Here is a 14,947-nt window from a genome sequence, read left to right on the forward strand (position 1 = left end):
TTATTCCACAAGTCTTTAACGCATATCGTAATTAAAATGTTCGAAATCCATCCTGTACTTCTCGTTGACGATATTTATTAAATAAGAATTCCAATAGATATCTATCTTTTTTTCAGAACTCGTTCGAGAAGGTGATGAATTTGTGGAATCAAAGTTTGGAAGTGCAAGATTTGGATAGACTTTACTCCAAACAATACTCATATGTTCAGCGAAACTTTCTTGTTTACCGATGAAAGAGTAATTAACTATATCAGACATCGTATCATAATATTGTACACGCCAATGATTATTCTGCTCGTAAATACTTTGCTTACATATTGCTTCAATAAATTCCTGAAAACTTACCTCGTAGCCGACATCTTTTTCTAGATAACGAACAAGCTCCTTATAAGGAGTGGATTTTTTAGGAACTATTCTATCCAAATAACAAGAAAGTAATCTAGAGTATGGATTTCTGACGAACGTAAATTTAAAAAAATCCTGACTATTAAATATCTCTAACAGATGTTCTTCAGTCAATTGGAATGGAGAAATAAGCGGAGAAAGCCTTCTATCATGCACATTTTCATATTTGAATCGAGTGCCCTTCGCCTCACCTAAATATAAAAAATGCTTAACCGTGCTGTTTGCAGCTTTACCAACAGAGTGAAAAAAGTACTTATTTTTGAGAGATATATAGCTATGGCTGTATAAATCGTGAATTGGCTTTTCAATTTTCACTGTTAAATCCTTAAAGTAAATCTAGACTTTTTAGTCTATCTGAAATTATGTCACCAACAATAGGGCTGGACTGATTTGTCAGATGCAGATCGTCATAAAAATAATGATTAAAATCTGAAAGCTCAGCCTCAAGATCTATTAGTGCTATCTTTTTTTCTAGGCAAAAGGCTCTGCAAACACTATTAACCTGCTTTCTCTGTGATACTTTCACACTGTAACTTTTAAGGTTTAGCGATTTAAGTTTAAACCATTCATCTTCTTCATCGAGTTTTTGCCTATGCGGTGTCGTACCAAAGCAATGCTTTATTCCATAAATGCTTAACGTAAAGTGGATAACTTCTAGCATTTTTTCGACAGAGCTACTAAAAGATGTTACAGGATAATCATCTACTAACTCTGCACCTTTACCACTAGGAATGACTGAAGAAAGACGCTGATCTTTGTTCCAGTACCCATTTTCAACTGCTTTAACTCTTTGATCATTGGTAGGTACAAAAATTACAACAAAATCTGGATTAAGAGGAATAACTTTATTTGTAATTACATTAAGCAAATGCAATGACGTAGCGCCAGAATAACCACCGTTTAATACATTGAAATCAGCGAAATTGTTCTCTATAACTGCATTGATTCGTTTGTCTTCATCAACAAAAAGAGACTCTATAAAAGAGTCACCGAGCAAAACCAGGTTTTTATCTCTTGTTTCGATTTTTCCACTATTAATAATAAAGCCATTACTGTCAGTATTTAAAGCATAATCTTTAGCTTCAAGAGCGCGAGTAGCATTCAAAATTTGGTTTTCAGCAGGCTTTTTCGTTGTCTTCTTATTGCAGCCCCACTCTTTTAATCTGATAACTCTATTCATCTTTGCATCCTAAAGCACCGAAATCTATTACTGCATTCGCACCACGTTCGTGAGAAAAACTTACCCTAAAAGTACTTATTTTTTCATTATATCGATTGGAATAAATACTGATGTGCTCAGATTTCTGATTAACACCGCTTACTACCTGTAACCCAAGCGCCTCTTCGTATTCTATACTGCAGTAGTTTCTATCAGATTCAAATCTAAACTTATTTACATCTAATTGCACCGGCTTGAAATCAGGTCCGATAAAATGATTGGTGCTCAAATTCAGATATTCGGCATTATCCATTACCTTCAAAATACCATCCTGAATATTCGAATAATCAACTTCTCTGGTAATTTTCACTCCAAACATATGGCTAGTTGCTTTTATCAAACTGATAGTATTATCAATACATAATTCCGGATGAGCGGACAATTTTGCTCTATCACGAACAGCTTTCTCATTAATAAACGGTACATTGTGAGCAAGGTGAGAACGGAAAAACTTTCTTAGTTCGCACTTTTCATTATGAGAGTATAAACCGCCATCCCCTAGAATAACCTCACCATCAAACCAGAGATATAGCATTAAGTCGTCATCGTGCCTGTGATAATTAGATTGGTGACTGTTCTTTAGAAGAAAATAATATGCTTTATTCTCGTTAGTTAAACCTTTTATAACAACATAGCCAGAACCAGAATAATCAAATATTTCTAAGCTGACGCCGTCATTTCTATCGAGAATACCTCTATCACCAGCCTGCGTATCACCAATTAGCGGAAGTTCGCCATTTGGCAGTGTCAACGCTTTTAGAAAAGCTTCTGCCTTTTCTACGTAGTCTTTGGCCAAGCTTGAAACTTCAATATCACCCAACGAATCAAGATTAACCAGTGTTTTCACTCGGCCCAGCATAAATTTCTGATAGCCCGGGCTATTTTCTTTATGTACACCTTCGTCAGTAAACGCATGCTTTAATTCAGCAATTAACCTGCTTTTGCCTAGCTGCAGAAACTGTTCCATACCAGCGTTTGGCAAATAAAGCGCGACCGTGTACATAACCAATGCCTGGTCAAAACCATGGTTGGTATGCTCAGAATAGTTAGTATCTTCAGCCAGCCAGCATAAGTGTTTATTCAACAACGCAGTGAAAGGCTGCAACCGTTTATCACTAGCAAAACCGTTATCTAATTGGTTATAGACACAGTGCGTAAACCAATTAACAAGATTACGCAGCCGAAAAGCTGTGGCATGATCATGCCAGTTTAAAGGCGAATTAGCATTGTGTTCTGCGTTTAGACACCAGCATTCAAATGCTGAAAGACAGAATTGTAAAAAGCTCTGCTGCTCTTCAGCCGATTGCAGCTGATAACTGGATACGTACCAATTAAGAAAGGGTAATGCCTGTAACTGCCACCACCAATTTCTGTCCTTACCTTCCAGTTGCCATGCAAAGCTACGCAGATCTATAGGTGACGGAGCAAATTTATTAAGATTTACCTGAGCAGAATAAAACGCCTGTTTTAACTTCTCATACTCGGCTTTATTTTTGCCCGCATTGGCAGCTGATTGCGCTAAAGCCTGCGGCGAAAGTTGCTGTGCCAACTGGGCGAGGTTCAGGTTTTCAGTCATGTTTGTATTATTTATCCTGCTAAAAACTGCGTCCAATTAGCCAGTACTTTATCAGTATTAGCTATCGCCAACGCTTTAGCACGTATAGCGGCAACGTCATGATGGCTTTGCAGCACTAACTGCGATGCTGCCGCCAGCGAAGAAACTACATGCTCTTTCGGCCAAATTTCATTAGCCCCTTCCCAGTTCCAGATCACCGGCACAGCGCCGGTTAACATACCCTCGCCTATCGCCATATGAAACGACTCGTGCTCAGACGGCGATAAAATATAGCCCACCATAGTAAACCAGTCGTTTACGTTGTCACCGGCCGGGTCAAATATCACCTTGTAACGCAGCTGCGGATTACTGTTAATGCGCTCGAACAACTGCTGGTAGTAGGCCAACTCGTCAGGGCGGTTTAACAACCAGCTGTACTCCAGTGGGTGTTTACCTTTAACCCGCAGCTGATAACGGCTGTCGGTTGCCAGTAAGGCTTCCAGTAAATCTATTGCCCTATCCAGCCGCTTGCTTTTAGGGGCTACCCCCACCATACCGAGCGTAAAGGGCGCATCGCCGGTTTTCTTTTTCGGGGTAAATTTGTCACTGTCCAGGTAATTGGCAATTACCGAGGTTTTAACCAGCGGCAGCTTTGGGAAAGCCTGTATCGCCGCACGGCGGATATGCTCGCTAACAAAGGTAATATGATCAATGGCCTGCCAGTTAACGTTATTAAGATAGTCGGCGCGGGTTTCCTGGGCATGAAACCTGGCTACCAAACGCTGGTGTGGCAGCTTATTGTGCGAATACCAGGCGATATTGCCCAGACACCACTCACAAAAAATAATATCAGCCTGTTGCAGCAATTTGCGGCTGGCGGCCTCGTCGTGCTTATTGTGGCCCTGCCACTGATCGGTAATAAATTCAAACTGGCCTGTTGCCGCCAGCTTGCTTTGCAGCAGGCTAAAAAACTTCAAATCGTGCCCGGCTACCAGCACGGTACGTTTTGTTGGGGTTGCAGTTGTAACTGGCACTGTGTTTAACCATTCCTTTAGTTCGTTAACCCGGCTGCTAAACGTATGGCGCTTGGCCAGCTCGCGCAGCATGTCAGCAGCGCGCTGGGTAAGCACAGTATCGCTTAACGCGCGGGTTAACTGTTGTTTAAACTCGGCCTCGCTGTTGGCGTACAACGGGTAATCCTTGCCCAGCAGGGCTTCGTGCAGGCTGTTGCGGTTTAAAATGGCCGCACAACCGGCGCCGCCGTATTCCAGAATTTTGGTCGAATACTCTACCGTGTCATTCATCGACTCGGCGCGCCAGGATAAGCCCACCCGGGCCTGGCGTAGCAGGTTTTGTACCTCGTCACGCGATTGGGCCCCCAGCCAGGTTAAGCCGGGGGTATTTTCCAGCGCCTGCTGCATTAGCTCGTGGTAATTGGCCGGGCTTGGCTCTTTATGAATTTTATCGCCCACCATTAGCAGCTCACTGCCAACCACCTGACGATGAATATCACGCCAGCACTGTGCCATTTCCAGTGTCATCCAGTCGCCTTTAAACTTACCGGCGTATATCGCCGTTGCCAGGCGCTGATCAATGCGGCTGACTTTAGCCGGCAAATCGGGAATGACCGGCGTGTAAATGGCGATTTTATCGCTGGCTAACGTGGGCACCAGTTGCTGCCATAAGGCTTTAAAACCGCTGGTCTGGCACAACAATTTACCGCACCCCTGCGCCAGTTGCTGCATTTGTTGTTTAAGCTCGGGGCTGTACAGTTCAACACTTTGCGGAATATCGGTTAAATACAGCCAGCAACGCGCCAGCAGCTGCGGCTGCGCCAGTAAACTGGTGGCAATCTCTGTGCCGCGCACAATAACCACATCATACGGCTGTTGCTGGTGCAGCTTTATTGCCAGCTCAGCCATCATCGGCAGGGTAATACGGCGGTAGCTTTTGCCCTGCCAGTGCGCTGCTGCACTGCCGTCGATAATATTAATGGCTGCGCACTCTTGTACCGGTGCAAACAACTCGGCACGCTCGGGGCGGCTTTTAGCAATAAAATCCACACTGGCCTTACCGGTAGCGGCCACGGCCAGGGCGATGGTTTGTAGCCAAATGGAGGAACCGTCGATAAAGTTCAGATCCGGATTGGCGCAAATTAATACTCTTTTGCTCATCCGTTAGGCTCCTACCACCTGGCCCAAGTGCTGGCCAACCAGGCTAAACTGGTCACTGTCTGCAACAAATAGGTCGCTTTGCTGCAGCGGTTGTAACGGGTCGCAGTGTAAATGTTGCTGCGCAAACTGCGCAGCCTGCCACAGGGTGCCCGCCTGCAATGCCGGGCTATTAAAGGCAAAGCAATCATCCCCTAACGCCTTGGCCCAGCCGGCGGCGTCGGGTTGATACAAGCTGGCATTGGCTAAGTCACGCAGGTAATGCACATCGTAACGGCACTGCGCCGATAAATGGCCTGCCAGCATAGCGCTGTCATCTTTGGCCTTGGCCAGTTGTTGTGTCAGCCAGGCGCCGCCCTGCCCCGGCTGTAATAACACAGTGCGCGCAGCAATAGCCGCACCGCTAAGCGCCGGGCTGCATTCAATGGCCAGCGTAAAGTTGGCATACTGCTGGCTGGCAGCAAACTGTTGCAGTTGTCTTAGCTCATCAGCCGTATCAGCTTTAGCCAGCAATAGCATGGCCGGATCGGTTGGCATGCGGCTGCTAATGCCCAAAGTAGCAAAAATATCGTTTAAGCGGTGGGCATAAGTATGTTTAGAAAACACCTCACGGATACCGGCCAGGCTGCGACGACGCCACTCGGTGTCATCCGTCATTAAGGTATGTATTGCCTGCTCTGCTTCTTGCGGGCTGTTCACCATCCACACCGCGTCTGAGTCAAACAGCTGTTCAATGCCTTTAGCGTAGGTACTGACAACCGGTGTACCACAGGCCATCAGCTCAAATACCCGGCGCGAGAACATGGTTGGCGAGTCGGTTACCGAGTTAACGTTTAAGAAAATGCGATAGCGGTTGTATTCGTCACACAGCGCCTTGTACGGCAGGCTGCCTTTAATACCGTGCTGATACTGCTGCGGAAACGGAAAAATACCCGTACCGTGGTTTCTGTCATAAATTTCCAGGCCATGCTTATTGGCGGCATCCAACAGCCAGCCCATCACCTGGCCGCGCTCGGCATGGCGGTCGCCATACCAGCTGCCGGCAAAACACGACAGCATTTTACGCCCCTTTAGTGGCGCCGGTTTATGCAGCACTGGCTGGGCAGCAAACGGCAGGGCAAACACCTTGGTATTGCCGGTTTTTTCCCGGTACGACGGGATCATATTGGCGTCGGTGGTAAAAATATAATCGGCTAAGCGCGCGCTTTGCATAAATTTGTCATGATGCACCGGGTCTTCTTTATTCCAGAACAGCGTTGGTATACCTTTGGCTTTGGCATACTGACAAATTTGTGCCACTTCCTGGCCCGGTTTATTGGCATATTGCGCCACCCGGTATTGCCAGCTGCCCATATTGCCCTTCCAGGCGCTTTCAATAAAAAACAGCTGCGGCGGGTATTTTTCAGCCAAACCGTACCAGTTATCCGGCCGCGGCTGGATCAGGTTTAAGTCCTGCTCAAAACAGCCGGTGGTAAACTCGTCCATAATACCCAGCACATAGGGTTTGCCGTTTGGCGGATACGCCGGCCAGCCGGCAATACTGATGGCCGCAGCCTGCGCGGATGGCGGCACAAACGCTGGCGCGGTAGCAACCGGCAGTGCCGCTCTGGCGGCTGCCAGCTGCTCGATACGTACTGCTGACAGTTCAACCTGCTCGTTAGCGCTGGTGTTAAACAGCTGAAAGGCTACCTCTACCCGTACCGCATTAGCCGGTACTTTAAGCTGGTAAATCTCGCTAACCTTGCCCTGGGTACAAGGCAGGTACTTGTAATGTGAGTTAAAGGCTTTAGAAAACGCCAGCTTGCCATAACCGTTAACAATATGGTCGCCTTTAGCATCATAAAACTCAATTAATACCACGGCTTTACGCTGGCTATTGCCTTTAATGTGCTGGTATTGCGCCGCAGCATAAATAAACAGGGTGTTGCCGCTATTCACCGCCAGCTGGTAGCCGTGCGGCGTCAAACTTAGCTGGCGTGCGCTGGCATCGCTAATCTGCGGCGCTGTTGCTGCTGGCTGCGGCTGAGCAGGTACGGCCTTTATTGTCGCGCTATTTGCTGCCGCCTTGTCTGTCACCACCGGTGCGCTGCTGATCAGCGCCAAAGGTTGGCTTTGCCCCAGCCGGAACTGCTTATTGCGCTGGCTATGGTCGTAAAGCAGCTGGCTTAGTGGCTTAACCAGGGTTGCAAACAGCCGCTGTTGCGCTACCCAGCTGGCGCCCTGCTCGGCACAGCGCTGATACAGAGCAGCATTGGTTAGCAGGGCTTTTAGCTTGGCGGCCAGATCAATCACATCGCCGCTGTTAAACAAGGTAAAGGCACTACACTGCTCGGCCAGCTGTTTATTTGGCGCCACATCGGATAACAGCACCGGCTTGGCGTAAGCGGCGGCTTCAATCGGCTTTAACGACGACACCAGCTCGGTCACCGGATAGCTGCGCCTGGGGTTAACGATAAGATCGACACCCTGGTAATACTCGGCAATCGCTCCGTTGGCCACCCGTGGGTTGATGCTTACCCACTGCGCTATACCCAGTTGCTCTGCTTTGGTTTGCAGCTGCTGCGCAGCGCGGCTGTCGCTGCTGCTGATAATACCGCTTTGGTTACCCGATCCGACCAGATTAAGGCTAAGCGCCAGGCCGCTTTGGCGCAATAACGCCACCGCCTGCAGTAAATCGTCCAGGCCTTCGTAGGCAGAAAAAGAGCCAATATAGCCTACCCTAAGCGCCGCGCCCGGCTTAGCGGGCTTGCCAGGCTGGGGTAAGGCGTTAACGCCGTTGGGCAGTATAATAATTTTGTCGGCAGCCACGCCGCGCTTAACCAGCTGTTGCTGCATTAACGGGTTTAGTGTGATGACCTTATCCGCGGCGCAGGCAATGGCGGTTTCTTTGTCTACCGCGTGCTTATATTCATCACTGCCCTGCCAGCTAGGGTCGCTGCTGGCGCGGCTTAATTCCCAAAAGCCGCGTACTTCGTAATAAAACGGCAGTTTAAGCCGTTTGGCAGCCAGCATGGCCGGCTCGGCATTTTCCCAGTTTGATGCCGCCACCACCACCGCCGGTTTATATACCCGAAACGCTTGCTCCAGTGCATCGGCTGCCGCCTCTGCCCACTGCGGCTGGCTGGGATAATTGTGCTGCGAGGGTTTCGGCAGGCAAAGGTATTGCACACCATCCTGCTGAAAAACAATATCGGCACGCGCCACTTTGGCACTGGCGATATCCCAGGGCCGGCCCGGGCGGTTGATCACTATCACCGAATGGCCATTGGCTGCCAGCGCTGCAGCCACACCATGGGTGCGCACCGCATAACCATTGCTGCTGTGCGGGAAGCTGTGGTTAACCACATACGCTACCCGGCCAGCAATGCTTAAGCTGGGCCGGGTTGCTGCTAAAAGCTGTGTCATAACAAAAGTACCTTTAACCGGTTAAACCCACTGCATCGACCAAAGCGCCGTGCTGTGCCAGCGTACTGACAACGTCGTTAAAGGGTTTATGTTTTACCAGTACACAAACAATGTCTGCGCTTAAGCTTTGTGCCAACGGTACTAACTGCGTATTGCCAGCCTGTAATGTTGCCGGCAATTCATGGATATTTGGCTCGACCACCTGCACCTGCACACCCAGGGCGGCAATTTCTTTGGCAATTTCCAGCGCCGGGCTTTCACGTAAGTCATCGATATCCGGCTTAAAGGCTACGCCCAGTACAGCAACAGTGGCCTGGCTGCGGCCTTTATCAGGGTTGGCACTGTGCCAGGCATCCAGTTTGGCTTTAACTTTATGCAGCACCCACTCTGGTTTTGAGTCGTTCACTTCACGCGCCATACGGATAATACGTGCCTGCTCTGGCGCGCTGGCGACAATAAACCAAGGGTCTACCGCGATACAGTGGCCACCGACACCGGCGCCGGGCTGTAAAATATTCACCCGCGGGTGGCGGTTGGCCAGCGCGATAAGCTCCCATACATTGATATCCAGCGTGTCACAAATCATCGACAGCTCATTGGCAAAGGCAATGTTGACATCACGGAAACTGTTTTCGGTCAGCTTTGCCATTTCGGCGGTGCGGGCGTTCGTCACCACACATTCACCCTGCACAAAGGTTTTGTACAGTGCCACCGCCGCTTGCGAGCAGCGGGCGGTCATGCCGCCGATAACGCGGTCGTTTTCAATCAGCTCGCGCATCACATGGCCGGGTAATACCCGCTCCGGGCAATGGGCAATACGGATATCCGAGTCATCGCCATGGGTTTGCGGAAAGGTTAAGTCAGGCCGGGCCGCGGCCAGCCAGGCGGCCATTTGCTCGGTAGCGCCCACCGGTGAGGTCGACTCCAGAATCACCAGGTTGCCCTTTTGCAGTACCGGCGCTATTGCCTCGCTGGCGGCTTTTATGTAGCTTAAATCGGCGCTGTAATCGTCGTTAAACGGCGTAGGCACCGCCATAATAAAGGCATCGGCCGGCTCAGGCGTGCGCGTGGCCCGCAGGTAGCCTTCGGTTACCGCAGCGTGTACGACAATATCTAAATCCGGCTCGACAATATGAATTTCACCGCGGTTAATGGTATTAACCGCCTTTTCACTAACATCCACACCAATGACTTTAACTTTGCGCGAGGCAAAAACAGCAGCAGTAGGTAAACCGATATAACCTAAACCAATAACAGAAAGCGAAGAAAAAGACATAACAAATTCCTTGTTAGTTACTACTGAAAATTTTTTAACGTGGCGATAATACGGCCACAGGCCTGACCATCACCATAAGGGTTGTGAGCAAAACTCATGGCCTGATACGCCTGCTGGCTGGTTAATAACTCGGCCAGCGCGGCTTTAATCACAGCGGTGTCGGTGCCAACTAATTTTACCGTGCCTGCGGCAACGGCCTCAGGCCGCTCGGTGGTATCACGCATCACCAGCACCGGCTTGCCCAATGATGGCGCCTCTTCCTGAATGCCGCCTGAGTCGGTCAAAATTAAATAGCTGCGGTTCATCAGATATACAAACGGCAGGTAATCCAGTGGCGCAATCAGGTGCACATTATTAATGCCGGCCAGAATGCGGTTAACCGGCTCTTGTACATTGGGGTTTAAATGCACCGGATAGACAATCTGGCAATCCGGGTAGGCTTTGGCGGTATCAACCAGCGCCTGACAAATACGCTCGAAACCGCCGCCAAAGCTTTCACGGCGGTGGCCGGTCACTAAAATAAGCTTTTTGCTATCGTCAATAAAACTGAACTGCTGCGCAAACGCCGCCGTTAGCGTAGCGTCGGTATTAACCTTGTCGGTCACCTGCAGCAGCGCATCGATAACAGTGTTGCCGGTAACAATAATATTGCTGGCACTAACACCTTCGCCACGTAAATTGTCGGCCGACAGCTTAGTTGGCGCAAAGTGCAGCTGCGCTAAGGCACCGGTCAGTTTGCGGTTGGCTTCTTCAGGCCAGGGTGAATAAATATTGCCGGTACGCAGGCCAGCCTCAACATGGCCCACCGGTATTTGCTGATAATAGGCTGCCAGGCTGGCAGCAAAGGTGGTGGCAGTATCGCCGTGCACCAGCACGATATCGGGTTTAAATTGCTGCAATACCGGCTTTAAGCCCTGCAAAATAGCGGTGGTCACATCGGTTAAGTCCTGACCGGCTTTCATAATGGCCAGGTCGTAATCGGGTGTGATACTAAATAGGTCCAGTACCTGATCTAACATTTGCCGGTGCTGACCGGTAACACAAACACGGGCGTCAAAGGCCGGATCCGCCGCCAGTTGCTGCACTAAAGGCGCCATTTTAATGGCTTCAGGGCGGGTACCAAACACCGTTAATACTTTCACTTATTTACTCTCTTACTCTGGGCTGACAGTTAATGGTTTAAAATCCAGGAAAACCCGACTTTTTCGAAATTCAGTAATTCTTTGTGATGCTTAATGCCGCGCTCTTCAAACAGTTTTGACCATTTGGCGGCGGCCTTTTTTTCGTCTTCGCGCACATAGTCATCCATCACGATATGCAACTGATGTCGCGCCAGATACTTTAAGATCTGCGGTATCGCCGGATAGCGCGCCAGCGGTCCGGTGCTGGCTGGCGGGCCGTCTACCAGCACCAGGATACGTCCCTCTTTGCCCTGTAATTGCTGGCTAATTTCGGCCAGCTTGTCGTCACAGCTGTAAAACAGGTAGCTGCTATCGTCACACTGCAGCTCAACCAGCGGCGCATAGACTAAATCAACCCGATCTTCTACCTGATGTGCGGCGATATCAGCCGCAGTTTTTTGCAGGTAGGTTTTATTGTGTTCAAAACTAACCACCTTGCAGCCGTTATCATTAGCCCCTTGTTTTTCCCGGGTGTGTAAGGCACGGGCAAATACCACTGTTGAAGTGCCAGAGCCAAATTCGATAATGTAGTCAAACGGCTCGCTAACCACTTTTTTCGCCAGGTACAAGCCAATGTCGGCGCTAATAGGCCAGCCGTGATAATTCAGCGGCATCTGACCAAAACCCAAGAGGTCACGCAGGCCAATAAAGGCCTCCATTTGTTTCACACTGTTGCTCAGGCTTTTATTAAGCTCAGTAACCATTTTTTGCTGTACGGCATCTAGTTGCTGGCTTTGCGCTGCCTGCCACTGCTGATACACCTGCGACTGCGCCGTTAACGCGGCGTTATCGGCATTAAGCTGGGTATTGTGCTGTGTTGCCTGCGCCAGCTGCTGTTGCAACTTGGCCAGGTGCTGCGCTTGTTGTTCTAGCGTTTCGTTTAAAGAATGGATTTGCTGCTCAGCGGTTTGTCGCTGCTTGAGGGCTTGTTGAAGCTCAGCATCCATGCCTGCAAGCCGGCCTTGTAATTCGGCCTGACTTTTTTCGGCCGCCACTTTAGCAGCCGCCTGCTGTTGCTGCAACGTTTCGTTTTCGGAAACCCTTTGCGCCAATTGCTGGGTTAATTGCGCAAGCTTTTGTTCAAATTGACGTTTTTGCTCTAATAACTGTTGTTGATGCTGGGCATTATTTTCGACAACCTGCTGCTTAACGGCGTTAAGCTGTTTTGTTAGCTCGGCCTGCGCCTGTCCGGCTTTAGCTTGTTCAGCCCTGTGTTGTTGCTGCGCTTGCTGTAATGGCTGCCATAGCGGGTTAACACAAAACTGCAGCCAGGGTAAGTCGGGGTCGGTATTGTCCTGTGTCTGCAGCAAAAAACCTTGCTGTGCTAACCAGCTGTTTAGCTGAGTCAGCGTGGCTGCGCCCTGATACAGCGCTATGCTACTGCCTTGCAAATACAGCTGATTAAACTTTTCAAGCTGGCCACTGGCTTGCAGCTGCTTAAGTAACGCCAGGTTTAAGTCGGCAATATCCAGCACCAGCGTATTGTTGTTACCGCTTAACGCCAGCGGCGTTAGCAGCTCGCTCAGGGTAAGACTGGGCTGTGGCCGGGATTTTACCGCCGTTAAGCCGGGGAATAACTCTGTCAGACCGGTTAGCGGGCTTAACGCGGAAAATTCGGCCAGATTATATTCAGTGAAGTTAACCTCGCCGCCATCAAGGCTGATAACGGCCTGCTTAACACTCACCTTGCTGTTAGCGGAAAACTGCGCGGTTAACTGCTGGCAAGCCGCTTTACGGGCCTCAACCAGCAATACCTGGTTGGCGTTGGCAATAAGCCCGGCGGGCTCAGTGGCACTGCCGGCACCGAGCCAGATTAACTGCTCAGTATGCTGTGCTGCGGTTTTACTCATGGCTGTTGTTTCGCTCATGGCTTAGTCCTCCCGCATGCTGTTGTCGGCCAACAGCTTAGGCGAGGCACTGCGCCCCTCTAACTGGCCAAACTTAATAAAATGCAGCAGCGGGTTAATACCACTTTGTGCCACGTCCGGGTAACGCTTAAGGTACCAGTCGCCGTCAAACAGCGGCCCCGGCATACGGCCTTCATTTGCGCCAAACTTTAAATAGTGCTCGGCCGGGTTAATGTTGGCTTCGGCCACGTCGGGGTAGCGCTGCAGGTACCAGTCGATATCAAAGTATTCTGAGGTAATAATCAGCGCGGCTTCTTGCTGTAGCTTTTGCCTGGCCGGGTCAGTTTTCTTTACCAGCCGGGTAAGGGCGCGCACCGGGGCGCCACTCTTCCACAGGGTTGAGCTTTTAACCGCCCCCAGCTCCTGCTGCAATAACTGCAGCTGATGCTCGGCACCGGCGGCGCGGGCTTTGCTTTTACGCAGCTGGCTTTCTAATTTGCTAAGCTCACGCTGCTGCTGCTTGTCGCGCGCGGTGTCACTGTAGTTAAGTTTTTGCTCGGCCTGTTGCCACTTAATATAGTACTGCTCTAATTCTTGTTGCACTTGCTGCAATTGCTGCAACAGCTGGTCGCGTTCTGTATTAATGCTGTTGAGCTGCTGCTGGCTTTGGTTGTGGCCGTCGGTAATCCGTTTTACCTGATCCTGCAATTTATGCAGCTGACCAGCCGTTTTTTCCACTGTTTGCTCACCATGTTGCAGCTTAGCGCTAAGGCTGGCCACCTCAGTGCGGTAGTCTTGTTCCAGCTGGCTGTATTGCTGCTTAACGCTTTGTTTTTTCTGAAACAGCTGCTCTAACTCTTGTTGTACATGCTGCAATTGTTGCAACAGCAGGTCGCGCTCATCATTGCTGGCGGCCAGTTGCACCGTGGCTTGCGTATGTTGTTGCTGCAGCTGGTTATGGGCGGCGGTGATACGCTGTAATTCGTCCTGCAGGCCGTGTAACTGGCTGGCGGTTTTTTCCACCGTTTGTGCGCCATGCTGCAGTTTTTCGCTAAGGCTGGCCACCTCAGTGCGATAGTCCTGTTCTAACTGGCTGTATTGCTGTTTTACCCTTTGCTTTTTCTGAAACAGCTGTTCTAACTCTTGCTGTACATGCTGTAATTGCTGCAGCAATACATTGCGCTCGTCATTGGCGGCGGTAAGCTGGCTATTTAAGCTGGCCCGATCCGCGTTAGCATCAGCCAGCGCGGCGTTAGCGGCATCCAGCGCGCGGGTATCGCCCGCCTGTTGCTGCAGTGCGGCCAGATTAAATTGATAAGCACCCGTGCTAAGCGGCAAGCTGCTGGCGTCAAGCCGTGCCAGCAAAGCGGCACCATTGTCGTGCTGACGCAGTAGCTGTGCGCCCAGCACTGTGTATAAGCTATCAAGCGGGCAAGGCTGATGCTTATCGGCCTGATACTGCACCCAGGCCGGCAGCGCTGCGCCCTGATTAGCGCTGAAGCTTAGATTAAACAGCTTAAGCCGCCTGCGCTGCTGTTGCTGTAATTGCAATACGGCTTTAATTTGCCGGCACCAGCTGTTTGCCGCTTGCTCGGGCGTATCGCCTTGCGCCAGCTGCAGGCCAAGCTGCTGCTCGGGCGCGGCATAGGCCACAGCAAATTCGCTATTGGGGTATTGGTTAAGCAGCGCGGTTAGCTGCGCCACGCTTAGACTATCGCTGATTAGCCGCGCCTGCGCTGGCTCTTTCTCTGGCGCTGCGTCAGCCTGGTCTGGCGCGTTAAGCGCTGCATAACTAAGGTGACTAAGGCCAAATTGGCCCTGTTTAGCCTGCCACAGCGCCTGCGGCGCCAGCGATACCAATAGCTTCATCTTGTACCCCAAAAACGGT

Annotated in this window: 9 protein-coding genes; all 9 read right to left on the reverse strand. The window is 50.1% G+C overall.

Features of this window, described 5'->3' with window-relative positions:
• Nucleotides 1-15: 15 nt before the first annotated feature.
• From EYB30_RS04780 to EYB30_RS18635, 9 genes are read right to left on the reverse strand one after another with little or no spacing between them, the layout of a single operon-like run.
• Nucleotides 16-720 (reverse strand): sulfotransferase family 2 domain-containing protein, encoded by a 705-nt coding sequence (locus tag EYB30_RS04780; RefSeq protein WP_166837698.1) that lies wholly within the window; start codon nucleotides 718-720, stop codon nucleotides 16-18.
• A gap of 10 nt (nucleotides 721-730) precedes the next feature.
• Nucleotides 731-1,585: an SGNH/GDSL hydrolase family protein gene (locus EYB30_RS04785; RefSeq protein WP_166837700.1), complete on the reverse strand. Its 855-nt coding sequence runs from the start codon at nucleotides 1,583-1,585 to the stop codon at nucleotides 731-733.
• Entirely contained in the window at nucleotides 1,578-3,200 is a 1,623-nt protein-coding gene (locus EYB30_RS04790) for a heparinase II/III family protein (RefSeq protein WP_166837702.1), read from the reverse strand. Before EYB30_RS04790 ends, EYB30_RS04785 begins: the two co-directional genes overlap by 8 nt.
• An 11-nt stretch (nucleotides 3,201-3,211) precedes the next feature.
• Nucleotides 3,212-5,353 (reverse strand): glycosyltransferase family protein, encoded by a 2,142-nt coding sequence (locus EYB30_RS04795; RefSeq protein WP_166837704.1) that lies wholly within the window; start codon nucleotides 5,351-5,353, stop codon nucleotides 3,212-3,214.
• 3 nt (nucleotides 5,354-5,356) lie between these two features.
• Nucleotides 5,357-8,755: a glycosyltransferase family protein gene (locus tag EYB30_RS04800; RefSeq protein WP_166837706.1), complete on the reverse strand. Its 3,399-nt coding sequence runs from the start codon at nucleotides 8,753-8,755 to the stop codon at nucleotides 5,357-5,359.
• Nucleotides 8,756-8,768: 13 nt separating this feature from the next.
• Nucleotides 8,769-10,031: a UDP-N-acetyl-D-mannosamine dehydrogenase gene (wecC, locus tag EYB30_RS04805; protein ID WP_166837709.1), complete on the reverse strand. Its 1,263-nt coding sequence runs from the start codon at nucleotides 10,029-10,031 to the stop codon at nucleotides 8,769-8,771.
• Between the two features lie 20 nt (nucleotides 10,032-10,051).
• Complete coding sequence (gene wecB / locus EYB30_RS04810; RefSeq protein ID WP_166837711.1) at nucleotides 10,052-11,173, reverse strand: non-hydrolyzing UDP-N-acetylglucosamine 2-epimerase; 1,122 nt, start codon at nucleotides 11,171-11,173, stop codon at nucleotides 10,052-10,054.
• Between the two features lie 29 nt (nucleotides 11,174-11,202).
• A complete protein-coding gene (locus tag EYB30_RS04815; RefSeq protein WP_166837713.1) occupies nucleotides 11,203-13,080 on the reverse strand; it encodes a class I SAM-dependent methyltransferase in 1,878 nt (625 codons plus the stop codon).
• A gap of 3 nt (nucleotides 13,081-13,083) precedes the next feature.
• Nucleotides 13,084-14,928, reverse strand: coding sequence for a coiled-coil domain-containing protein (locus EYB30_RS18635; RefSeq protein ID WP_241697968.1), 1,845 nt, complete (start codon nucleotides 14,926-14,928; stop codon nucleotides 13,084-13,086).
• Nucleotides 14,929-14,947 lie beyond the last annotated feature (19 nt).

It is taken from the genome of Rheinheimera pleomorphica, assembly GCF_011634895.1.
Taxonomy (GTDB): Bacteria; Pseudomonadota; Gammaproteobacteria; order Enterobacterales; family Alteromonadaceae; genus Alishewanella; species Alishewanella pleomorphica.

Bases quoted from the DNA above. Each gene is read 5' to 3' on its own strand.
- EYB30_RS04785 (WP_166837700.1), bottom strand. From the start codon at position 1,585: ATGAATAGAGTTATCAGATTAAAAGAGTGGGGCTGCAATAAGAAGACA.
- EYB30_RS04790 (WP_166837702.1), bottom strand. From the start codon at position 3,200: ATGACTGAAAACCTGAACCTCGCCCAGTTGGCACAGCAACTTTCGCCG.
- EYB30_RS04795 (WP_166837704.1), bottom strand. From the start codon at position 5,353: ATGAGCAAAAGAGTATTAATTTGCGCCAATCCGGATCTGAACTTTATC.
- EYB30_RS04800 (WP_166837706.1), bottom strand. From the start codon at position 8,755: ATGACACAGCTTTTAGCAGCAACCCGGCCCAGCTTAAGCATTGCTGGC.
- wecC (WP_166837709.1), bottom strand. From the start codon at position 10,031: ATGTCTTTTTCTTCGCTTTCTGTTATTGGTTTAGGTTATATCGGTTTA.
- EYB30_RS04815 (WP_166837713.1), bottom strand. From the start codon at position 13,080: ATGAGCGAAACAACAGCCATGAGTAAAACCGCAGCACAGCATACTGAG.
- EYB30_RS18635 (WP_241697968.1), bottom strand. From the start codon at position 14,928: ATGAAGCTATTGGTATCGCTGGCGCCGCAGGCGCTGTGGCAGGCTAAA.